Here is a 21,064-nt window from a genome sequence, read left to right as displayed (position 1 = left end):
CTGTGTCTGCGTCAGCGCCTGGTCGTCGGCCACGACCCCACCTCCTCGCCCACTCGGTATCCGTCGAGGATATCCCTCAGACCACGTACAGGGTGCTGACCGGCAGGTCCGGCAGCTTCGCCCGGCCGCCCAGCGCCGCCAGCTCCAACACGACGGCCGCTGCCGTCACCGTCGCACCGCCGATGCGCAGCAGCTTGGCCGCGGCGGCCATCGTTCCTCCCGTGGCCAAGACGTCGTCGACCAGCAGAACGCGCAACCCCGCCAGATCCATTCCGTCGGCCGGGATCTCGAGGGTCGCGGTGCCGTACTCCAGCGCATAGGTCTCGGCGTGCACGGGTGGCGGCAGCTTCCCGCCCTTGCGCACCGCCAGCACCCCGGTGCCCAGCCGCGTCGCGACCGCGGCGCCGAGCAGGAAGCCGCGGGCGTCGATGCCGGCCACCAGGTCCACGTGGTCGGCGACCGCGGCGAGGGCGTCCGTCACGACCGCCAACCCGCGCGCGTCGGCGAGTACCGGCGTGAGGTCCTTGAATTGGATGCCGGGTTCGGGGAAGTCGGGCACCTCGCGCATGAGCGACCGAATGATCGCGGCGACGTCGGGTGCGTCGCTGGACGGCCCGCTCATCTGGCCAGCGTCCAACGGTCCATGTTCCAGCCCGCGCCCCAGCGGGTGGGGTTACTACTCACCGCGGACATCTTGGTCGACGTGATGAGCGTGCGCTGCTGACGGTAGAGCGGAAGGGTGGGCATGTCGCCCCACAGTACGGGGGCGCCCTCACCGAGCAACCGGGCGAGCTCCTTGGGGTCCGACGTCACGGCCAGCGCGCCGATGACACCGTCGATCTCCTCGTTCGCATACCCGGACAGGTTGTTGCCATTGCCGCTGAACAGGTCGTAGGCATCCATCGCGGACGACCCCGAGGAGCCGCTGCCCGCCGCTCCCCCCGTGCTGGCCAGCAGGGCGTCGATCTGGTTGTCGCGCAACGCCTGTGGGCCCGTCTGCTCGGTCGCCACGTCCTGCACGGTGATGCCCGCGGGCTGGCACGCCTTGGCGATGGCGCCCACCGTCGCGGCGAGCCGCGCATTGGGACTTTGGTAGCCCACCCGTACGGTCAGCGGCTTGGCGCCGATCGCGTCGCGCGCCGCGGCCGGATTGGACGTGCTGAACTGGCCGCCCTCGGCGGCGCTCTCGGCGGCGGTGATCGAATCCTCGACGGTCGCGTTGAGCCGACCGTTGGCGATCGGCACGCCGACGTTCTGCGCGATGAGGTCACGCGGCGTGCACAGCGCCACCGCCCGGCGGGCCGCAGGGTTCAGCAGCGGCCCACTCGGCGCGAAGATGAGTTGCTCGACGCCCGCCGACGGGCTGTCGGAGCGGGTGTAGCCATCGGGCAGGGTCAGCGGCCCCGACGAGCCTGCCGAGATGTCGACGACGTCGTAGGTGCCCGCCCGCACGCGGTCCTGCACGTCGGCGCTGCGGGGCCAGACGACGATCTTGGCGGTCACGGGTTTGGCGCCCCACCACCTGTCGTTGGCGACGAGGACCACGCCGCCGTCGCCGCGCACCGAGTCGAGCTTGTACGGGCCCGACGACGGGAAGTGCTTGAGGTCCACGTTCGGGGCGAGGTCCCACGTCGTGTTCCACAGCTGCGCGATCCGCGCGATCGTCGGCAGGTCACCCGCCTGCAGCGCCGTCGTCACCGCGGCGTCGCCGGCGCCGAGTTCGTCGGCGATGACGTGCGACGGCATCATCGCCGTGGCGGCGAACAGCTGTCCGAAGTCGACGAAACCCCGGTCCTGGGCGAACGAGACCCTGGCCTTCTTCTGGCCCGGCGCACAGTCGACCGACGCGATGTCGCCGTACCCGGCGCGGCTCGCCGCGTCGAAGCCCGGGAAGCGACCCGACTGCGCGGCCCACGCCAGCACCATGTCGTCGCACGTCACCGGCTTGCCGTCGGAGTACACCGCGGCGTCGCTGATCTGATAGTCGAGCACCAGCGGCGCGCGGCCGACCACGGCGATGGTGCCGAAGTCGTGGTCGCCGACGACCTGCCCCTCCGGACCGTGGTAGTCGAACCCCGTCAGCACCCGGGCGAACGCCTGCGGACCGGCCGACGCCGCCCCGACCACCGTGTTGACGTTGTAGGTGACCAGCGGCCCGTCGACGGCGTAGTCGATCTCGTCGGCGGGCCCGCGCGAACACCCGGCCAGCGCGATCACTCCGACCAGACAGCTCGTGACCGCGACGAGGGCGGCCCGCCAGGGCGGGGCTGTCATCCGGCCTACCGCCTGGTGTTCCGCTTACCCGACGGTCTCCCGGTGGGACGGATCGGCTTGGCGCCGGGGATCGGCTTCTCCGGTGCGGGGGTGGACGCCAGCGGCCGCGCCACGCTCGCCGTCGCCGCTACCTTCTCCGGCTCGACCTCGCCCTCGGTGACCACCTCGGCACCGGCCTTGGCCGTCGCGCCCTTGCGCCGGTTGGTGACGCGACGGGTGTGCGCGCGCACCAGGTCGGTGCGTTCCCGCATGGCGACGAGCAGGGGCGTCGCGAAGAAGATCGACGAGTACGTCCCGACGATGACGCCGACGAGCTGCACCAGCGCCAGGTCCTGCAGCGTGCCGACCCCGAGCAGCCACACCGCGACGACGATCAGCGCGAGGATCGGCAGCACCGAGATGAGGCTGGTGTTGATGGATCGCATGAACGTCTGGTTGATCGCGAGGTTGGCCTGCTCGGCGAACGTCCGCCGGGCGGTGTGCTCGAACCCGTGCACGTTCTCCTCGACCTTGTCGAACACGATGACCGTGTCGTAGAGCGAGAAGCCCAGGATCGTCAGCAGACCGATGACGGTCGCGGGAGTGACCTCGAAGCCGACGACCGAGTAGACGCCCGCGGTGGTCAACAGGTCGAACACCAGGGCGGCCAACGCCGCCGCCGCCATGTACCGCTCGTAGCGAATGGCGATGTAGGCGACGACCAGCACCAGGAACACGACCAGCGCGATGAGGGCCTTCTGGGTGATCTGCCCACCCCAGGTCTGCGACACCGCCGAGTCACTGATGGCCTGGGCGCTCGGCTGGCCGTCGGCGCCCTTCGGCTGGAACGCGTCGAACAGCGCCGTCCGCAACTTCTCGGTATCGGGGTTGCTCAGCGTCTCGGCACGGATCTGGATGGTCGCCGAACCGCCGTTGCCGACCTGGACCACCGACTCGGGAGCCTTGCCGAGGGTCTTCGAGAAGACGTCCTCCACCTGGCGGGTCGAGACCTGCCCGTGGGCGCCCGACGCGGGCAGGGCCACCTGGGTGCCGCCGGCGAAGTCGATGCCGAAGGTGAAGCCGCGCAGCAGGATGCTGACGAGCGCGATCAGGATGATCGCACCGCTGATGCCGAACCACAGCTTGCGCTTGCCGACGACGTCGAATGCTCCGGTACCGGTGTACAGCCGGACGAAGAAGCCGTGTCGCGGCGCATTCGCCGTCGACGTGCCCATCTCCTCGGCGGTCGTCGCGTCGTCGAGTTCGACTGCGCCAGAACTGACTTCGTCGGCAGCGTTCGATTCATGCTTGGCCATGTCCTACCTCGCTCCCGGTGACGTGGCGGCGGCCCGGCGTTCGCGCGCGATCTGCTGCACGGCGCCGAGACCGTTGAACCTGGGCTTGGACAGCGTGGCCGACTTCGACGACAGGTACACCAGTGGCCACGTCACCAGGAACACCACGACGACGTCGAGGATGGTCGTGAGTCCGAGCGTGAACGCGAAGCCCTTCACCTGACCGATGGCAAGCACGTAGAGCACCGCCGCGGCGAGGAAGCTGACCGCGTTGCCCGACAGGATCGTCTTGCGGGCCCGCGCCCAGCCGCGTGGCACCGCCGACCGGAAGGAGCGGCCCTCCCGGATCTCGTCCTTGATGCGTTCGAAGAACACCACGAACGAGTCGGCCGTGGTGCCGATGCCGATGATCAGACCCGCGATGCCCGCCAGGTCCAGGGTGTAGCCGATGTACCTGCCGAGCAGCACCAGGATCGCGAAGACCATGGCGCCGGAGGCCACCAGGGACAGCGCGGTCAGCAGACCGAGCACCCGGTAGTAGAGCAGTGAGTACAGCAGCACCAGCGCCAGACCGATGCCACCGGCGATCAGGCCCGCCTTCAGCGACGCCAATCCCAGTGTCGCCGAGACGGTTTGGGCTTCAGACGACTCGAACGACAGCGGCAGCGAGCCGTACTTCAGGACGTTGGCGAGCTGGCGCGCCGACTCCTGGGTGAAGTTGCCGGTGATCTGCGTGCGACCGCCGGGGATGGCTTCGTTGATCTGCGGGGCGCTGACCACCTGCGAGTCGAGGGTGAACGCCGTCTGCGTGCCGACGTTGGCGGCGGTGAAGTTCGCCCAGACGTCCGCGCCCTGGCTCTTGAACTCCAGATCGACGACGTACTGACCGCGCTGTTGGTCCAGCCCGGAGGAGGCGCTCTTGATCTGCTCGCCGCTGATGATCGACTTGTCGAGCAGGTAGACCGTCTTGTGGTCCTGCGAGCAGGTCACCAGCGGCAGGTTCGGGTCGTCGTTGCCGGCGAGGACGTCCTCGTCGTTGCACCGCGTCGCCTGGAACTGCAGGGCGAGCAGCTGAATCTGCTGATCGGTGCTCTGGCGCAGGGCCTTCTCGTCGGCGATGCGCTGCGCCAGATCGGCGCGCTTGTTCGGCGGTCCCGGCGCGGGCGTTGGCGCGGGCGCAGGTGGCGCACCGGGAGCCGGAGCGGGTGCGGGACCGGGCGTCGGCGCCGGCTCCTGCGGGAAGGGCCGTGGCTGCGGCGCCGGTTCTCCGGCAGGCGGTGCGGGTGCTCCCGCGGGCGGCGCGGGTTCTCCGGCGGGCGGCGCCGCGGGGGCGGGCCCACCGGGGGCCGGGGCCTCACCGGGCACGCCCGGCGCGATCGGCGCCTGCGGTTCCGCGGGGGCGATGGGCGGCAGGCCGGGCGCGCCGGCGGCACCACCCGGTGCGCCGCCGGGCTGTTGACCGGCCTGGCCCTGGGCGCCCGCGGGGATGGCGTGAATCACCGGCCGGATGTACAGCCGCGCGGTCTGTCCGAGGTTGCGGGCCTCGTTTCCGTCGTTGCCCGGCACGGTGATGACGAGGTTGTCGCCGTCGACGACCACTTCGGAGCCCGAGACGCCGAGACCGTCGACGCGGGAGCTGATGATCTCCTGCGCCTGGGCCAGTGCTTCACGCGACGGCGGCGAGCCGTCCGGGGTGCGGGCGGTCAGGGTGACCCGGGTGCCGCCCTGGAGATCGATTCCCAGCTTGGGCTTGGCGTGCCCGTCCCCCGTCAGGAACACCAGCAGATAGGCACCGATGAGCAGAACGAGGAATAGCGTCAGATAGCGGTAGGGATGCACCGGCGCCGAAGGCGATGCCACGTTCTTGGTTCTCCTCAGATTGGTACGTCAACCCGCAAAGAGTACGTGGTTGCGATGGGTGTTCGGCCGTCAGTCTTTGGTGAGCCGGTTCGGATCGCTCCGGACCTCGGTCCCCAGGCTGGGCTGCTCGAGCTCGTGGGCCGACGTGCCCTGCTCGACGTCGTCGTCCTCGTACTCGTCGTCGTCCTCGTCGTCGTCGAGGTCGTCGGACACCTTCTCCTTGACCGCCAGCTTGAGCATGCTGACGACGACGCCGGGGGCGATCTCGACGTCCACCCTGGAGTTCGAGACGCCGGTGATGGTGCCGAAGAGCCCGGCGGTCGTCATGATCTCGTCGCCGACGGTCAGCGATTCGTGCAGGTCGATGGTCGCCTGCATGGCCTTCTTCTGGCGGCGCGAGGAGAAGAACATGAACGCGCCCATGATGATGATGAGGGGGAGGAACAACGACAATTGGCCCATGTCAAAACGCTGTCTTTCGTGTCGGTGGTGCGGTCTGTGCGCCCGGACGGTGCGATCACGCGGCGGACTCGTCTGCGACCAGTGTGCCATCCGCCCCGCCGGACTCCGACCTCCCTCGTCCCAGGTCCCGGCCGTTAGCGCGACTAATGGTCCGCGAACGACCGCCCAGTGGAGCGGCTGAACAGTACATCCCCGGTTGCACGTCGATGCTCCCGAGGTTTCCCCGGGCGTCGTCGGCCGCGGCGACTAGGCTGACCCGCGAAGCCGTCGCAGGAACGGACCGGCGTCCCCAGCCATCCCCGTGCAGGAGTCATGACGTGACCACCATCGAACAGAGCCGCCACCTCGCCACCGCCATCCCCGGCCCCAAGTCCACGGCCCTGATGGACCGCAAGACCGGCGCGGTCGCCCGCGGCGTCGGCACCACCATGCCGGTGTTCGCGGCGCGGGCCGGCGGCGGCATCGTCGAGGACGTCGACGGCAACCGCCTCATCGACCTCGGTTCCGGCATCGCTGTCACCACGATCGGCAACGCCTCCCCCCGCGTCGTGCTGGCCGTCGGCGCCCAGGCCGCCGAGTTCACCCACACCTGTTTCACCGTCACCCCCTACGAGGGGTATGTCGCCGTCTGCGAGCACCTCAACCGACTGACCCCGGTGCTCGGCGAGAAGCGGTCCGCCCTGTTCAACTCCGGCGCCGAAGCGGTCGAGAACTCCGTCAAGATCGCCCGCGCCCACACCGGCAAGCAGGCCGTGGTCGCGTTCGACCACGGCTACCACGGGCGCACCAATCTGACGATGGCGCTGACCGCGAAGTCGATGCCCTACAAGCACGGTTTCGGCCCCTTCGCCCCCGAGATCTACCGCGCGCCGATGTCCTACCCGTTCCGCGACGCGGAGTTCGGCAAGGAACTCGCCACCGACGGCGAGCTGGCCGCCCAGCGCGCGCTCACGGTCATCGACAAGCAGATCGGTGCGGCCAACCTGGCGGCACTCGTCATCGAGCCGATCCAGGGCGAGGGCGGGTTCATCGTCCCCGCCGAGGGCTTCCTGCCGACGCTGCTGGACTGGTGCCGCAAGAACGACGTGGTGTTCATCGCCGACGAGGTGCAGACCGGCTTCGCGAGGACCGGCGCCATGTTCGCCTGCGAGCACGAGGGCATCGATCCCGACCTCATCGTCACGGCCAAGGGCATCGCCGACGGACTGCCGCTGGCCGCCGTCACCGGACGCGCGGACATCATGGACTCCCCGCACGTGGGCGGGCTCGGCGGAACGTACGGCGGCAACCCGGTCGCCTGCGCCGCGGCACTGGCGACGATCGAGACCATCGAATCCGAGGGCATGGTCGCCCGCGCCCGCGAGATCGAAACGCTCATGAAGGGGCGGCTGGGCCGCATGCAGGCCGACGACGATCGCATCGGCGACGTTCGCGGTCGGGGTGCGATGATCGCCGTCGAACTGGTCAAGTCGGGGACGACCGAACCCGACGGCGAGCTGACCAAGGCACTGTCGGCGGGCGCTCACGCCGCCGGCGTCATCGTCCTGACGTGCGGCACGTTCGGCAACGTCCTGCGCTTCCTGCCGCCGCTGACGTCGACCGACGAGTTGCTCGAAGAAGGTCTCGACGTATTGGCGCTGGTCCTCAAGGACCTCTGACTAGCGGGCCGCCGGCGTCGGATCCTCGTGCCTGCGACCCAGCCGCTGGTGCCACGGACGCTTCGGGCGCTCGGGTTCGCCGACGGCGGTCGTGTCGAGGCGGCGCGTCGGCCCCGTGGCGGGTTCGGACACCGCGGCTGTTTGCACGGTCGCGCCCTCGATCCGGTCGTCGCGCCGTTCCTCGGCCACCCGCTGCGCGTAACCGACGTCGCGGATGCTGCGCACCGAGAGGCGGCCGAGCGCCATCGCGCCGAAGAACACGATGAGCGCGCCGAGTCCGTAGAAGTAGGTCAGCTCCAGCCAGGCCGCCTTCGTGTCGGTCGGCGCGACGGGTCCGCCGATCTGGCCGATCGTCAGCGTGGTGGCGACCACCCGGCCGACGACGAACCATGCGCCCGCGACGACGCTGAGCCAGCCGCCCAGCATTGCGGCCGCCCGGTTGCCCGAGCGCACCAGCACCAGGCCGCCGATCACGGCCACCGCGCCGGGTAGCACCTCCAGCCAGCCGCGGGCCGCGCTCCACGCCGACCCCTGCGCCGGGTTGTAGGCGAAGTCGAACGCCGGTCCGACGAACGGGATCAGGGCGCCCCACAGCCCCAGCAGCATCACCAGGAGGCCGCTGGCGGCGCCCCTACTCCGTGGGATCCGCATCCTGCCCCCGCTGACGCGTTCCGGGTGAGTTACCTGAGTCATGACGGCCTCCTCGATTCCGCACCGGAGTACCCGTTCCGACCTGCGGGCAACCGCCGCCCGCGACGACGTCAGGGCTCGAAGAGACCTGGCTGACCGAGGCCGGTCGCCCCGGCCGGCGGGGTCATGCCCAGATGCGTCCACGCCTGCGCGGTGGCCACCCGACCCCGCGGCGTGCGGGCAATCATGCCCGCGCGCACGAGGAACGGCTCGCACACCTCCTCCACGGTGGTGGCCTCCTCACCGACGGCCACGGCCAGCGTCGAGACCCCGACGGGTCCCCCGCCGAAGCTCTTCGTCAGCGCCGACAGTACGGCCCGGTCGAGGCGGTCCAGGCCCAGCTCGTCGACGTCGTAGACCGCCAGCGCCGCCTTGGCGATGTCGCGGGTGATGACACCGTCGGCCCGCACCTCGGCGTAGTCGCGCACGCGCCTCAGCAACCGGTTCGCGATGCGGGGCGTACCACGGGACCGGCGCGCGATCTCCGCGCCGGCGTCGGGTTCGACCGCGATGCCGAGGATGCCGGCCGAGCGGGCCAGCACCCGTTCCAGTTCGGCCGGCTCATAGAAGTCCATGTGGGCGGTGAAGCCGAAGCGGTCGCGCAGCGGCCCGGTCAGCGCGCCCGACCGCGTCGTCGCGCCGACCAGCGTGAACGGGGCGACCTCCAGCGGGATCGACGTCGCGCCGGGGCCCTTGCCCACGACCACGTCGACGCGGAAGTCCTCCATCGCGAGGTAGAGCATCTCCTCGGCGGGCCTGGCGATGCGGTGGATCTCGTCGATGAACAGCACGTCGTGCTCGACCAGGTTGGACAGCATCGCCGCCAGATCGCCGGCCCGCTCCAGCGCCGGTCCCGACGTGAGGCGCAGCGACGTGCCGAGTTCGGCGGCGATGATCATCGCCAGCGACGTCTTCCCCAGCCCCGGCGGACCCGAGAGCAGGATGTGATCCGGCGTGCCGCCGCGGTTCTTGGCACCCTCGAGGACCAATTGGAGCTGCTCGCGGACCCGCGGCTGACCGATGAACTCGCTCAGCGACCGCGGCCGCAGGCTGGCGTCGACGTCGCCCTCGCCCACCGTCAGTGCGGCGGAGACCTCGCGGTCGGAGGTGTCCTCGAGGTCGTCGGAGTCGAAGCGGCCCATCTCCTACTTCTTTCCCAGCATGGACAGGGCGGCGCGCAGCGCGCTGGAGGTGCTGGCGTCGGCGTCGTCGGCGAGCACGCGGTCGGTGGCCTCCTCGGCCTGCTTGGCCGCGAAGCCAAGGCCGACGAGGGCTTCCACGACCAACCCGCGCACCGCGTGGCCGGCGACCCCGGCGGCGCCGCTGGAGGACGCCGTCGTCCCGATCTTGTCCCGCAGTTCGAGCACCAGTCGCTCGGCGCCCCGCTTGCCGATGCCGGGCACCCGGGTCAACGCCGTCACGTCGCCGTCGGCCAGGGCCTGGCGCAGCGCCTGCGCGTCGTACACGGCCAGGGTGGCCAGCCCGATCTTCGGCCCTACGCCCGACACGGACAGCAGGGTCGTGAACAGGTCGCGGGACTCGGCGTCGGCGAACCCGTAGAGCGTCATCGAGTCCTCGCGCACGATCATCGCGGTGATCAGTCGGGCCTCGGCACCGCGGCGCAGCGTGGCCAGCGTCGTGGGCGTCGTCATGACCTTGTATCCGACGCCGGCGGCCTCGATGACCGCATGGTCGAGGGCGATGTCGAGCACCTCGCCGCGCACCGAGGCGATCACGTCGCGGCCTTCAGCTTGGCCCGGTAGGCGCGGCGCTGCTCGGCGGCCATGGCCTCGGCCTTGGCCATCCTGGCGATCATCGGCGCCCGCCAGCAGTGGCAGATGGCGAGGGCCAGCGCGTCCGCCGCGTCCGCCGGAGTCGGCTTCGCTTGCAGCGCAAGGATTCTCGTCACCATCTCGGTAACCTGGGCCTTGTCGGCGCGGCCGTTGCCGGTCACCGCCGCCTTCACCTCGCTGGGGGTGTGGAAGTACACGTCGATGTCGCGCCGGGCGGCCGCGAGCGCGATGACGCCACCGGCCTGCGCGGTCCCCATCGCGGTGTTCGCGTTCTGGTTGGCGAAGACGCGCTCGATGGCCAGGACGTCTGGGTGGTGGGTGTCCAGCCAATGCTCGACGGTGTCGCTGATGGCCAGCAGGCGATGTTGCAGCGGGTGGTCCGAGGGCGTGCGAACGACGTCGACGTCGAGTGCGATCACCTGGCGTCCGCGGCCGCTCTCGATCACCGAGAGACCGCACCGCGTCAGCCCGGGATCGACGCCCATCACCCGCACTGCGACTCCTCGACCACGACACTCCCGACTCCCGAACAGCTGTTCGATACCCTAACGCGGGCCGGGCCGGGTCCTGGGTAGGGACACGCCCCCGCTCGACCAACCCGAAGCGACCGCCCGCGAGATCGGTGCGTTCCTGACGGCACGTAGCGTGGCGGGATGACCGTCAACGACTCATCGAAGCGCGTCGTCATCGCCGGCGGGCACGGCAAGATCGCCCTTATCCTGGAGCGGCTGCTCGCCGACCGCGGGGACTCCGTTGCCGGCCTCATCCGCAACCCCGACCAGACCGAGGATCTGCGCAGCGCGGGCGCCGAGGCGATCGTCCTGGACCTGGAGAAGGCGACCGTCGACGAGGTCGCCGAGCGGCTCGGCGGCGCCGATGCGGTCGTGTTCGCGGCGGGCGCGGGCCCCGGCAGCGGGGTCGACAGGAAGACGACCGTGGACCGCGACGCGGCGATCCTGCTCGCCGACGCCGCCGAGGCCGCGGGCGTGACCCGCTACCTCATGGTGTCGGCGATCGGCGCCGACGGCCCGCCGCCGGAGGGGTCCGACGAGGTCTTCGTCGCCTACCTGCGCGCCAAGGCCGCAGCGGATGCGGCGGTGCTGGCCAAGCCTGCGTTGCACGCGACGATCGTGCGGCCCGGACACCTGACCGACGAGCCCGGCACCGGACGGGTCCGCGTCGCCGACTCGACCGGCAGCGGAAGCATTCCGCGGGCCGACGTCGCCGCGATGCTGGTCGCCCTGCTCGACGCACCGGCGACCAGCGGCGTCACCTTCGAACTGATCTCCGGTGACACCACGATCGCCGAGGCGGTCTCGGTGTTGAGCGGCTAATCCTCGTCGAGTTGGGCCGCGACGTCGTCGGGGATGTCGACGTTGGTCCAGACGTCCTGCACGTCGTCGCTGTCCTCGAGGGCGTCGACCAGCTTGAGCACCTTGCGGGCACCCTCGAGGTCGACCGGCACGCTGACCGACGGCTGGAAGTTGGCGTCGGCGGAGTCGTATTCGATGCCCGCGTCCTGCAGGGCCGCCCGCACCGCCGTCAGATCGGTCGGCTCGGAGATGACTTCGAAGGTGTCGCCGAGGTCGTGGACGTCCTCGGCGCCCGCCTCGAGCACCGCGGTCAGCACGTCGTCCTCGGTCAGACCGTTCTTCTCGAGCGTGACGACGCCCTTGCGCGTGAAGAGGTAGGACACCGATCCCGGGTCGGCCATGTTGCCGCCGTTGCGGGTCATGGCGATGCGCACTTCGCTGGCCGCACGGTTCTTGTTGTCCGTCAGGCACTCGATGAGGACCGCGACGCCGTTGGGCCCGTAGCCCTCGTAGGTGATGGGCTGCCAGTCGGCGCCACCGGCCTCTTCACCGGCACCGCGCTTGCGGGCGCGCTCGATGTTGTCGTTGGGAACCGACGTCTTCTTGGCCTTCTGGATGGCGTCGTACAGCGTCGGGTTGCCGCTGGGGTCACCGCCACCGGTGCGCGCGGCGACCTCGATGTTCTTGATCAGGCGGGCGAACTCCTTGCCACGGCGCGCGTCCTTGACGGCCTTCTGGTGCTTGGTGGTGGCCCACTTGGAATGGCCGCTCATGCAGGTCCTACCTCTTCTTCTCTACTGCGAAGTCCGATCGACCAGTCTACGTGGGCCCACCGGGTGAGTGAATCCGGCGCGGGTTACAGGGACTCGACGAACATCCGGTGCACGCGGCGGTCGCCCGTCATCTCCGGGTGGAACGCGGTCGCCAGCGTCCTGCCCTGCCGCACCGCGACCGGATGGCCGGCAGCGCGGGCCAACACCTCGACCGACGGGCCGACCCGCTCGACCCACGGCGCCCTGATGAAGACCGCGTGCACCGAACCGTCGAGCCCGTCGAAGGCGACGTCCTCCTCGAAGGAGTCGACCTGGCGGCCAAAGGCATTGCGCCGCACCGTCATGTCGATGCCGCCCAGCGGCAGGGCCTCGCGACCGGGGACGCCGGCGTCGGCGATCTCGGTCGCGAGCAGGATCATGCCGGCGCACGACCCGTAGGCGGGCATGCCGCCGGCGAGCCGCTCGCGCAGCGGGTCCAGCAGCTCGAACTCGCGCAGCAGCTTGCTCATGGCCGTCGACTCACCGCCGGGAAGAACGAGGGCGTCCACGGCGTCCAACTCCGAACGCCGCCGCACGGTGACGGCCTGCGCCCCGGCTTCGGTCAGGGCCGCCAGGTGTTCGCGGGTATCTCCTTGCAGCGCAAGGACTCCGACGCGCGGGCTCACGTCGCGGACGGGGTGAAGTTCCGCTGATAGCGGGTCAACCCCTCCTGCATGACCGAGGCCACCATCTCGCCGTACTGATTGAACAGCTTGCCCTCCGTCAGGGAGCGGCCGCCGCACGCCGACGGCGAGGACTGGTCGTAGAGCAGCCACTCGTCGGCGCGGAACGGGCGCATGAACCACATCGCGTGATCCAGCGACGCGACCATCAGGTGCTTGCGCTCGTCGGGGTGATTCACCTGTGCCGATCCCAGCAGCGTCAGATCGCTCAGATAGGCGAGCGCGCAGATGTGCAGCACCGGGTCGTCGGGCAGCGGGTCGGTGTGCCTGAACCACACCTGCTGCTGAGATGCCTTGCCCGGCACCACTTTCAGCTCATCGCGCGGCACGATGCGGACGTCCCACTCCGCGAACTGCGCGAATCCGGCGTCGTCGAATGCACCCCCGGAGCGGAAGCCGGGTAGGTCGTCGGGCGGCGGTGCGGCGGGCATGGCGTCCTGGTGCTCGATGCCGCTCTGGTCGGTCTGGAACGACGCCGACATCGAGAAGATGGTCTCGCCGTGCTGCACGGCGTTGACGCGGCGCGTCGCGAACGACCCGCCGTCGCGCAGCCGCTCCACCAGGTAGACCGTCGGCGCCCTGGCGTCACCGGGCCGCAGGAAGTAGCCGTGCAGGGAGTGCACCTGGTAGCGCGGCTCCACCGTGCGGACGGCCGACACCAGCGACTGCCCGGCGACGTGACCACCGAAGGTGCGCTGCATGAAGCCGGACTCCGGGCTGAACACCCCGCCGCGGTAGATGTTGACCTCGAGCTGCTCGAGCCCGAGGATCTCCTCGATCGACATGCCGGTAGTTTCTACCAGCCGCGTTCGGCCAGCCGGTGCGGCTGCGCGATGTCCTCCACGTTGATGCCGACCATGGCCTCGCCGAGCCCGCGCGACACCTTGGCCAGCACGTCGGGGTCGTCGTAGAAGGTGGTCGCCTTCACGATGGCGGCCGCCCGGGCCGCCGGATCGCCGGACTTGAAGATGCCCGAGCCGACGAACACGCCCTCGGCGCCGAGCTGCATCATCATCGCCGCGTCGGCGGGGGTCGCGATGCCGCCCGCGGTGAACAGCGTCACCGGCAGCTTGCCGGCCCGCGCAACCTCGGCCACCAGCTCGTAGGGCGCCTGCAATTCCTTTGCGGCGACGAACAATTCGTCCTCCGACAGCGACGTGAGCCGACGGATCTCGCCGCCGATCCTGCGCATGTGGGTCGTCGCGTTGGACACGTCACCGGTGCCGGCCTCGCCCTTGGAGCGGATCATGGCCGCGCCCTCGGTCAGCCGCCGCAGCGCCTCGCCCAGATTGGTCGCACCGCAGACGAACGGCACGGTGAACTTCCACTTGTCGATGTGGTTGGCGTAGTCGGCGGGCGTGAGCACCTCGGACTCGTCGACGTAGTCGACCCCGAGGCTCTGCAGGATCTGCGCCTCCACGAAGTGCCCGATGCGGGCCTTGGCCATCACCGGAATGGTGACCGCTTCGATGATGCCCTCGATCATGTCGGGGTCACTCATCCGCGAGACCCCACCCTGGGCCCGGATGTCGGCGGGCACGCGCTCCAGGGCCATCACCGCGACCGCGCCGGCGCCCTCGGCGATGCGCGCCTGCTCGGGCGTGACGACGTCCATGATGACGCCACCCTTGAGCATCTCGGCCATCCCGCGCTTGACGCGCGCGGTGCCAGTCTGCGAATTCTCACCGAAACTCACGGCAATCTCCTCCACATCAGTACGAAAGCAGTCTAGTGGCCGGGCCAAATCGAATGAATTCGCAGTTGGCCCCGCGGTCAGCGGATCGACTGGAGCTCGCGGGTCGACCCGCTCGATCCTGGCGCGACCAGCGCATTGGCCTCGGCCAGGAGTTCGCCGAGCTGCAGCGGGTAGACCGTCTCGCCGCGGTCGGCCAGCTCGGCGATCGTCTGCTCGTCACACCATCGGTGGCCGTGGATCGTGCGCGTCTCCAGTGCGGTGAAGCCCGCCGTGGACGGCTCGAACCGCTGCGTGCGGTAGACGAAGAAGATCTCCTCGCTGAAGATGACCGACCCGTTGAAGTCGAACACCGCCTCGCGCTTCCACACCGGGCCCACCAGGTCGGCGGCGCTGACGCGCAGCCCCGTCTCCTCGGCGAGCTCGCGCACGGCCGCCTCGGCCAGGGACTCACCGGGTTCCACGGCGCCCCCGACGGTGAACCACCAGCGCGGCGCGGACGCGCTCGCCGGGTCGGACCCGCAGAACAGCAGCACGTGGCCGAGTTCGTCGAGCAGCACGATCCGGGCCGAGGTGCGCTGGTGCACCCGCTGCCCGGCCGCCCGTTGCGCCCCACTCTCGACGATCTCGAAATACGTGGGCATGGACGCCGTTCCGCCGAGGTGCAGCCACCGCACCAGCGGTCGTTCGCGCAACGCGAGGGTGTCGCGCACGGCGTCGTTGTGGAACCGGCGGCCCAGCAGCACGCGCGCCTGCGCGTCCGCCAGCTCCGCGACCAGCGCCACGGGCAGCGACAGCGGATCCACCGCGGCCAGCGCGGTCGACAGCTCGTTCTCCGCGGCCTCGCGGGCGCTGCGCGGGGCCCGTTCGGCGGCGTCGGCCAGTGCGGCCAGCCGCCTGCCCGCGGCGGTGTTGCCGTAGGCGTCGGTGGCGACGGCGCGGGCGACCACGGCGCGGCGGGCGAGGATGCCGTCGAGGGCCTGCCAGGACAGGTCGTACCTGACGTGCAGGCGGTCGAGTCGGTGAGCGGTCTGGAACGCCCAGATGCCACCGACCACCAGGACCGCCGCCAGCAGGGCGAGCGCCACCACGACGAGCCACCCGATCACGCCGGCTCCCCCGCCGCTTCCCTGCGCCGGCCGGTGGCCTTGCGCACCCGCCTGGTCTCCTTGGTCGCCTCGCCGACGATCCGCACCTTGGTGCCTGCGCCCGCGACCGTCTCGTAGACGCGCAGGATCTCGCGGCCGACCACCGACCAGTCGTAGCGGCGCACCGCGGTGGTCGCCGCCTCGACGTAGCGCCTGCGGGCGGCGTCGTCGGTGAGCACCTCGATCAGCGCCGCGGCCAGCGCGTCGGCGTCGTCGACGGCCACCAGCCGCCCGGCCGCGCCATCCTGCAGCACGCGGCGAAAGGCGTCCAGGTCGCTGGCCACGACGGCCGTGCCCGCGGCCATGGCCTCGACGAGCACGATGCCGAAGCTCTCCCCTCCCGTGTTCGGCGCACAGTAGACGTCGGCACTGGCCATCGCCGACGCCTTCTCCGCGTCGTCGACGAGCCCGAGGAAGCGCAGATGGCCGGCCAACTCGCCCGCCTCCCGCGTCAACTCCTCCTCGTCACCGCGCCCGACGACGAGGACCTGCACGTCCGGCAGCGCCGCGACGAGGGCGGGCAACGCTCGCAGCAGGACGGCCATGCCCTTGCGCGGCTCGTCGAAGCGACCGAGGAACAGCACCGTGCGCCCCGGCCGCGGATAGCCGTCGAGCGGGGGCGCCGCGGCGAACGACGCGACGTCGACGCCGTTGGGGATCTCGACCGCATCCGATCCGAGCGCCTCCATCTGCCACCGCCGGGCCAGATCGGACACCGCGATGCGGCCCACGATCTTCTCGTGCCACGGCCGCAGGATGCCCTGAAACACGCTGAGCGTCAACGACTTCGTGGTCGAGGTGTGGAACGTCGCCACGATCGGACCCTCGGCGATCATCAGCGCCAGCATCGACAGGCTCGGCGCGTTGGGCTCGTGCAGGTGCAGGACGTCGAAGTCGCCGTCGCTCAACCACTTCTTGACCTTGCGGTGGGTGGCGGGGCCGAACCGCAGCCGGGCCACCGAACCGTTGTACGGGATCGGCACCGCCTTGCCGCCGGAGACGACGTAGTCGGGCAGCACGGCCTCGGGTGACGACGGGGCCAGCACGCTGACCTCGTGCCCGTAGCCGCGCATCACCTCGGCCAACTGCAGGACGTGTGCCTGCACGCCGCCGGGGACGTCGAACGAGTACGGGCACACCATCCCGATCCGCATGGCGCTCACCCACCCGTGATTCGGACGCGGCGTTCCTCGGACAGATCGGCGATCCACTGGGGCTGCAGCATGTGCCAGTCGGCGGGGTGCGCCCCGATGTTCGCGCCGAACCTGTCCGCCAGCGCCTGCGTGATCTCCCCGACGTCACCGCTGGAGAGGTCCAGCGGCGCGCCAATGTCGGTCACGGCGACGTCGGGTTCGTAGTAGGAATGCACCGGCAGCAGCGCCGCGCCCGTCGCCAGCGCCAGCTTGGCGGGCCCCGCGGGCAGCATCGTCGGCTCGCCGAACAGGTCGACGGGGACGCCGGAGGTCGTCAGGTCACGGTCGGACATGAGGCAGACCAGACCGTTGCCGCGGAGCCGTTCGACGAGCACCTCGAACGGCGGTCGGGCCCCTCCCGTCAGCGGCAGCACCTCGAAGCCCAGGCTTTCGCGGTAGTCGAGGAACCGCCGATACAGCGACTCCGGCTTGAGCCGCTCGGCCACCGTCGTGAACCGGCCGTGGGTGTTGGTGAGCCACACCCCCGACATGTCCCAGTTGCCGCTGTGGGGCAACGCCAGGACCGCACCCCGGCCCCGTGCGAGCGCCTCCGCCACGTGCGCACCGCCGATGACCGCCGCGTCGAGACGGCGGGCGAGCTCCTGGTGATCCATCGAGGGCAACCGGAACGCCTCCCGCCAGTAGCGTGCGTAGGACGCCAGCGAAGCACGGATCAGGCTGTCCGGCACGTCCTTCGGGGGGACGCCGACGACGCGGGCGAGGTTCTTGCGCAGCTGTTCGGGCCCCCCGCCCCGCGCGGCGTACCGGGCGCCTGCCTCGAAGGCGTTGCGCGCGGCGAACTCCGGCATCGCCCGCACGACGCGCCACCCGGCGGCGTAGCCGAGGTCGGTCAGCTGACCGCCGAGCGGAACCCGGACGCCACGGACCCTCGGCAGGCCCGCCGACGGCGTGCTCACGGCCCGCTCGCTTCCTCTGCGGCATCGGAGGGCGGCGTGGTGCGCAACGGCTCGGTCGCACCCGGCGACGTACGCACCGAGTACAACCGCTGACCCAGCGTCACCAGGCTCGCCACGGCCAGCACCCACATCGCGACGGGCAGCAGCCACGGCACGTGCAGGAACGACACGCCGGACAGGCCCGCGCCCACCAGCACGATGATCAGGCGCTCGGGCCGTTCGATGAACCCGCCGTCGCCCTTGAGCCCGTTGGCCTCGGCCCTGGCCTTGACGTAGGAGATGACCTGGGAGGTCACCAGCGAGATCATCGTGGCGATCACCAAATGCGCGCTGTGCATTCCGAACGCCGCCCACCAGAGCAGCCCGCAGAACACCGCGCCGTCGGCGATCCGGTCGCACGTCGCGTCGAGCACGCCCCCGAAGGCGGTGCTGAATCCGCGTTCGCGCGCCATCGCACCGTCGAGCATGTCGGCGAGCACGAAGACGAACACCGAGAACGCGCCCCACCACAGCTGTCCGCGCGGGAACAGCACCAGCGCCGCCACCACGGTGCCCGCGGTCCCCAGGATCGTGATGCCGTCGGGCGTCAGCCCCATCCGCAGCGACACCCTCGCCACCGGGCGGCTCACCTTGGTGTAGGCCGCCCTGGTGAGCAGGTAGAAGTCGCTCACGACTGCGCTGCCCACTCGGTGGCGAGCAGCTGCCGAGTGTCGCGGAGCAGCTGAGGGATGACCTTCGAGTCGCCGATGATCGTGATGAAGTTCGCATCCCCGCCCCATCGCGGCACGACGTGCAGGTGCAGGTGCTCGGCGAGGCTGCCGCCCGCCGAGTGGCCGAGGTTGAGGCCGACGTTGAAGCCGTGCGGCCGCGACACGGCCTTCATGACGCGAATCGCCTTCTGCGCGAACGACATCAGCTCGGCGCTCTCGGCGTCGGTGAGGTCCTCCAGCTCGGAGACCCGGCGGTAGGGCACCACCATGAGGTGACCGGGGTTGTACGGGTAGAGGTTCAGCACGGCGTAGACGAGCTCGCCGCGGGCGACGACGAGCCCGTCCTCGTCGGTCATCGTCGGGATGTCGCTGAACGGTTCCGACGACGCCGCCGAGCCCTCGCCGCCGGAGACCTTGGCCTCGGCGATGTAGTTCATCCGGTGCGGCGTCCACAGCCGTTGCAGGTGGTCGGGATCACCGACTCCGCGGTCGGTGATCGTCTGCCGGGGCTCCTCGGTCACACCGTGACCAATTCGGCTGTGGGAGCGGCGTTCTCGCGACGATTGATCCAGTCGACGATGGCTGCGACCGCGTCGTCGCGGTGCACGCCGTTGATCTGGGTGCGGTCACCGAAGCGGAAGCTGACGGCGCCGGCATCGACGTCGCGGTCCCCGGCGAGCAACATGAACGGCACCTTCTGGTTGGTCTGGGTGACGATCTTCTTGGCCATACGGTCGTCGCTGGCGTCGACCTCGACCCGGATGCCGTGCGACTTCAGTTGCTTCGCAACGTCTTCGAGGTATTCCACGTGCGCGTCGGCGACGGGAATGCCGACCACCTGAACCGGGGCCAGCCACGCCGGGAACGCCCCGGCGTAGTGCTCGGTGAGGATGCCGAAGAACCGCTCGATCGATCCGAACAGGGCCCGGTGGATCATCACCGGGCGTTGCCTACTGCCGTCGGCGGCGGTGTACTCAAGCTCGAAGCGCTCGGGGAAGTTGAAGTCGAGCTGGATGGTCGACATCTGCCAGCTGCGGCCCAGCGCATCGCGGGCCTGTACCGAGATCTTGGGTCCGTAGAACGCCGCGCCACCGGGATCGGGCACCAGCTCGAGCCCCGACTCGGCGGCCACCTCGGCGAGGGTGTTCGTCGCCTCCTCCCAGATCTCGTCGGACCCCACGAACTTCTTCGGATCCTTCGTGGAGAGCTCGAGGTAGAAGTCGTCGAGGCCGTAGTCGCCCAGCAGGTCGATGATGAACCGCAGCAGCGAGGTCAGCTCGTCGCGCATCTGGTCGCGGGTGCAGAAGATGTGGGCGTCGTCCATGGTGAGGCCGCGGACGCGGGTCAACCCGTGCACGACGCCGGACTTCTCGTAGCGGTACACCGCGCCGAACTCGAAGGCGCGCAACGGAAGTTCACGGTAGGACCGTCCGCGCGCCCGGTAGATGAGACAGTGCATCGGGCAGTTCATCGGCTTGAGGTAGTAGTCCTGGCCGGGCTTGCGCACCGAGCCGTCCTCGTTGAACTCGGCGTCGATGTGCATCGGCGGGAACATGCCGTCGGCATACCAGTCGAGATGTCCGGAGGTGTGGAACAGCTGCGCCTTGGTGATGTGCGGGGTGTTGACGAACTCGTAGCCGGCCTCGATGTGCTTGCGGCGGGAGTAGTCCTCGAGTTCGCGCCGGATGATGCCGCCCTTGGGGTGGAACACCGGTAGGCCGGAACCGATTTCGTCGGGGAAGCTGAACAGATCCAGTTCGGCGCCCAGCTTGCGGTGATCGCGACGAGCCGCTTCCTCGAGTAGCTCGAGGTGGCGGTCGAGGGCCTCCTGCGACTCCCACGCGGTGCCGTAGATGCGCTGCAGGCTGGCGTTCTCCTGGTCACCCCGCCAGTAGGCGGCCGAGCTGCGGGTGAGCTTGAACGCGGGGATGTACCGCGTGGTGGGGATGTGCGGGCCGCGGCACAGGTCACCCCAAATGCGTTCGCGGGTGCGCGGATTGAGGTTGTCGTAGGCCGTCAGCTCGTCGCCGCCGACCTCCATGACGTCCGCGTCACCGGACTTGTCGTCGATGAGTTCGAGCTTGTACGGCTCGTCGGCGAGCTCGGCGCGGGCCTCGTCCTTGGAGTGGTAGACGCGGCGGTCGAAGAGCTGGCCGTCCTTGACGATCTTCTGCATGCGCTTCTCGAGCGCCGCGAGGTCCTCTGGAGTGAACGCCCGCGGGACGTCGAAGTCGTAGTAGAAGCCGTCGGTGATGGGCGGCCCGATGCCGAGCTTGGCCTCGGGGAACAGCTCCTGCACCGCCTGGGCCAGCACGTGGGCCGCCGAGTGCCGGATGACGCTGCGGCCGTCCTCGGTGTCGGCCGCGACCGGGGTCACCTCGGCGTCGGCGTCCGGGGTCCAGGACAGGTCGCGCAACCGGCCCTCGGCGTCGCGCACGACGACGATGGCGTCGGAGGCCCCCCGGCCCGGCAGCTCCGCCCCGCGCACCGCCGCACCCGCGGTGGTCCCGGCAGCGACCCGGATCGGGGCTGCTGGGGCGATGCTGGCGGCGGCGGTCATCGGGGGGTCTCCTAGCGGGGCGTG

The 21,064-nt window shown here is 70.3% G+C and carries 21 protein-coding genes; 2 read left to right on the top strand and 19 right to left on the bottom strand.

The window, feature by feature from the left end:
* Positions 1-76: 76 nt before the first annotated feature.
* From G6N60_RS12350 to yajC, 5 genes are all read right to left on the bottom strand, one after another.
* A complete protein-coding gene (locus tag G6N60_RS12350) occupies positions 77-622 on the bottom strand; it encodes an adenine phosphoribosyltransferase (RefSeq protein ID WP_163737232.1) in 546 nt (181 codons plus the stop codon).
* Positions 619-2,274 (bottom strand): ABC transporter substrate-binding protein, encoded by a 1,656-nt coding sequence (locus tag G6N60_RS12345; protein WP_163737229.1) that lies wholly within the window; start codon positions 2,272-2,274, stop codon positions 619-621. Before G6N60_RS12345 ends, G6N60_RS12350 begins: the two co-directional genes overlap by 4 nt.
* Before the next feature lie 5 nt (positions 2,275-2,279).
* Positions 2,280-3,569: a protein translocase subunit SecF gene (gene secF, locus G6N60_RS12340; RefSeq protein WP_163737227.1), complete on the bottom strand. Its 1,290-nt coding sequence runs from the start codon at positions 3,567-3,569 to the stop codon at positions 2,280-2,282.
* A 3-nt stretch (positions 3,570-3,572) separates the two neighbouring features.
* Positions 3,573-5,408 carry a protein translocase subunit SecD gene (gene secD / locus G6N60_RS12335; RefSeq protein ID WP_163737224.1) on the bottom strand — a complete coding sequence of 612 codons (1,836 nt, stop codon included), beginning with the start codon at positions 5,406-5,408 and terminating at the stop codon, positions 3,573-3,575.
* A gap of 69 nt (positions 5,409-5,477) precedes the next feature.
* A complete protein-coding gene (yajC, locus tag G6N60_RS12330) occupies positions 5,478-5,870 on the bottom strand; it encodes a preprotein translocase subunit YajC (RefSeq protein ID WP_163737221.1) in 393 nt (130 codons plus the stop codon).
* Positions 5,871-6,187: 317 nt separating this feature from the next.
* On the opposite strand from yajC, the gene gabT reads away from it, so the two are divergent.
* Positions 6,188-7,528, top strand: coding sequence for a 4-aminobutyrate--2-oxoglutarate transaminase (gene gabT, locus G6N60_RS12325; RefSeq protein ID WP_163737218.1), 1,341 nt, complete (start codon positions 6,188-6,190; stop codon positions 7,526-7,528).
* Here gabT and G6N60_RS12320 read toward each other — a convergent pair whose 3' ends face one another.
* The 4 genes from G6N60_RS12320 to ruvC all read right to left on the bottom strand — a co-directional run bounded on the left by G6N60_RS12320 (position 7,529) and on the right by ruvC (position 10,505).
* Positions 7,529-8,221, bottom strand: a complete 693-nt coding sequence (locus G6N60_RS12320) for a hypothetical protein (protein WP_246240610.1) — start codon at positions 8,219-8,221, stop codon at positions 7,529-7,531. It lies immediately after the preceding gene.
* Between the two features lie 68 nt (positions 8,222-8,289).
* A complete protein-coding gene (ruvB, locus tag G6N60_RS12315) occupies positions 8,290-9,360 on the bottom strand; it encodes a Holliday junction branch migration DNA helicase RuvB (protein ID WP_163737215.1) in 1,071 nt (356 codons plus the stop codon).
* 3 nt (positions 9,361-9,363) lie between these two features.
* The gene (gene ruvA, locus G6N60_RS12310; RefSeq protein ID WP_163737212.1) at positions 9,364-9,954 is read right to left on the bottom strand and encodes a Holliday junction branch migration protein RuvA; all 591 of its coding nucleotides are present in this window, start codon (positions 9,952-9,954) and stop codon (positions 9,364-9,366) included.
* Positions 9,951-10,505 (bottom strand): crossover junction endodeoxyribonuclease RuvC, encoded by a 555-nt coding sequence (ruvC, locus tag G6N60_RS12305; RefSeq protein WP_163737209.1) that lies wholly within the window; start codon positions 10,503-10,505, stop codon positions 9,951-9,953. Before ruvC ends, ruvA begins: the two co-directional genes overlap by 4 nt.
* A 159-nt stretch (positions 10,506-10,664) precedes the next feature.
* Between ruvC and G6N60_RS12300 the strand changes: the two genes are divergently transcribed.
* A complete protein-coding gene (locus tag G6N60_RS12300; protein WP_163737206.1) occupies positions 10,665-11,345 on the top strand; it encodes an NAD(P)H-binding protein in 681 nt (226 codons plus the stop codon).
* Here the strand turns inward: G6N60_RS12300 and G6N60_RS12295 are convergent.
* The 10 genes from G6N60_RS12295 to thrS all read right to left on the bottom strand — a co-directional run bounded on the left by G6N60_RS12295 (position 11,342) and on the right by thrS (position 21,040).
* A complete protein-coding gene (locus tag G6N60_RS12295; protein WP_163737203.1) occupies positions 11,342-12,097 on the bottom strand; it encodes a YebC/PmpR family DNA-binding transcriptional regulator in 756 nt (251 codons plus the stop codon). The genes G6N60_RS12300 and G6N60_RS12295 overlap by 4 nt on opposite strands.
* 83 nt (positions 12,098-12,180) lie before the next feature.
* Positions 12,181-12,762, bottom strand: coding sequence for a pyridoxal 5'-phosphate synthase glutaminase subunit PdxT (gene pdxT / locus G6N60_RS12290; RefSeq protein ID WP_163737201.1), 582 nt, complete (start codon positions 12,760-12,762; stop codon positions 12,181-12,183).
* On the bottom strand, positions 12,759-13,604 hold the full coding sequence (tesB, locus tag G6N60_RS12285; protein ID WP_163737198.1) for an acyl-CoA thioesterase II: 846 nt from the start codon (positions 13,602-13,604) through the stop codon (positions 12,759-12,761). The genes pdxT and tesB overlap by 4 nt, the downstream gene beginning before the upstream one ends.
* An 11-nt stretch (positions 13,605-13,615) precedes the next feature.
* Complete coding sequence (gene pdxS, locus G6N60_RS12280; RefSeq protein ID WP_443678358.1) at positions 13,616-14,521, bottom strand: pyridoxal 5'-phosphate synthase lyase subunit PdxS; 906 nt, start codon at positions 14,519-14,521, stop codon at positions 13,616-13,618.
* 71 nt (positions 14,522-14,592) lie between these two features.
* Positions 14,593-15,618 (bottom strand): NUDIX hydrolase, encoded by a 1,026-nt coding sequence (locus tag G6N60_RS12275; protein WP_179969784.1) that lies wholly within the window; start codon positions 15,616-15,618, stop codon positions 14,593-14,595.
* Positions 15,618-16,814 carry a glycosyltransferase family 4 protein gene (locus G6N60_RS12270; RefSeq protein ID WP_163743859.1) on the bottom strand — a complete coding sequence of 399 codons (1,197 nt, stop codon included), beginning with the start codon at positions 16,812-16,814 and terminating at the stop codon, positions 15,618-15,620. Before G6N60_RS12270 ends, G6N60_RS12275 begins: the two co-directional genes overlap by 1 nt.
* Before the next feature lie 5 nt (positions 16,815-16,819).
* Positions 16,820-17,770 carry a phosphatidylinositol mannoside acyltransferase gene (locus tag G6N60_RS12265; protein WP_163737187.1) on the bottom strand — a complete coding sequence of 317 codons (951 nt, stop codon included), beginning with the start codon at positions 17,768-17,770 and terminating at the stop codon, positions 16,820-16,822.
* Positions 17,767-18,441 carry a phosphatidylinositol phosphate synthase gene (gene pgsA / locus G6N60_RS12260; protein ID WP_163737184.1) on the bottom strand — a complete coding sequence of 225 codons (675 nt, stop codon included), beginning with the start codon at positions 18,439-18,441 and terminating at the stop codon, positions 17,767-17,769. Before pgsA ends, G6N60_RS12265 begins: the two co-directional genes overlap by 4 nt.
* A complete protein-coding gene (locus tag G6N60_RS12255; RefSeq protein ID WP_163737181.1) occupies positions 18,438-19,001 on the bottom strand; it encodes an ATP adenylyltransferase in 564 nt (187 codons plus the stop codon). The genes pgsA and G6N60_RS12255 overlap by 4 nt, the downstream gene beginning before the upstream one ends.
* Entirely contained in the window at positions 18,998-21,040 is a 2,043-nt protein-coding gene (gene thrS / locus G6N60_RS12250; protein WP_163737177.1) for a threonine--tRNA ligase, read from the bottom strand. Before thrS ends, G6N60_RS12255 begins: the two co-directional genes overlap by 4 nt.
* Between the last annotated feature and the right edge of the window lie 24 nt (positions 21,041-21,064).

The organism is Mycolicibacterium madagascariense (assembly GCF_010729665.1).
Taxonomy (GTDB): domain Bacteria; phylum Actinomycetota; class Actinomycetes; order Mycobacteriales; family Mycobacteriaceae; genus Mycobacterium; species Mycobacterium madagascariense.
Note: the sequence above shows the minus strand (reverse complement) of the source record. Positions and strands in the feature narration are given on the sequence as shown.

Bases quoted from the DNA above. Each gene is read 5' to 3' on its own strand.
- secF (WP_163737227.1), bottom strand. From the start codon at position 3,569: ATGGCCAAGCATGAATCGAACGCTGCCGACGAAGTCAGTTCTGGCGCA.
- G6N60_RS12295 (WP_163737203.1), bottom strand. From the start codon at position 12,097: ATGAGCGGCCATTCCAAGTGGGCCACCACCAAGCACCAGAAGGCCGTC.
- G6N60_RS12270 (WP_163743859.1), bottom strand. From the start codon at position 16,814: ATGCGGATCGGGATGGTGTGCCCGTACTCGTTCGACGTCCCCGGCGGC.
- G6N60_RS12345 (WP_163737229.1), bottom strand. From the start codon at position 2,274: ATGACAGCCCCGCCCTGGCGGGCCGCCCTCGTCGCGGTCACGAGCTGT.
- ruvB (WP_163737215.1), bottom strand. From the start codon at position 9,360: ATGGGCCGCTTCGACTCCGACGACCTCGAGGACACCTCCGACCGCGAG.
- tesB (WP_163737198.1), bottom strand. From the start codon at position 13,604: ATGTCGATCGAGGAGATCCTCGGGCTCGAGCAGCTCGAGGTCAACATC.
- G6N60_RS12350 (WP_163737232.1), bottom strand. From the start codon at position 622: ATGAGCGGGCCGTCCAGCGACGCACCCGACGTCGCCGCGATCATTCGG.
- yajC (WP_163737221.1), bottom strand. From the start codon at position 5,870: ATGGGCCAATTGTCGTTGTTCCTCCCCCTCATCATCATCATGGGCGCG.
- G6N60_RS12300 (WP_163737206.1), top strand. From the start codon at position 10,665: ATGACCGTCAACGACTCATCGAAGCGCGTCGTCATCGCCGGCGGGCAC.
- G6N60_RS12320 (WP_246240610.1), bottom strand. From the start codon at position 8,221: ATGACTCAGGTAACTCACCCGGAACGCGTCAGCGGGGGCAGGATGCGG.
- thrS (WP_163737177.1), bottom strand. From the start codon at position 21,040: ATGACCGCCGCCGCCAGCATCGCCCCAGCAGCCCCGATCCGGGTCGCT.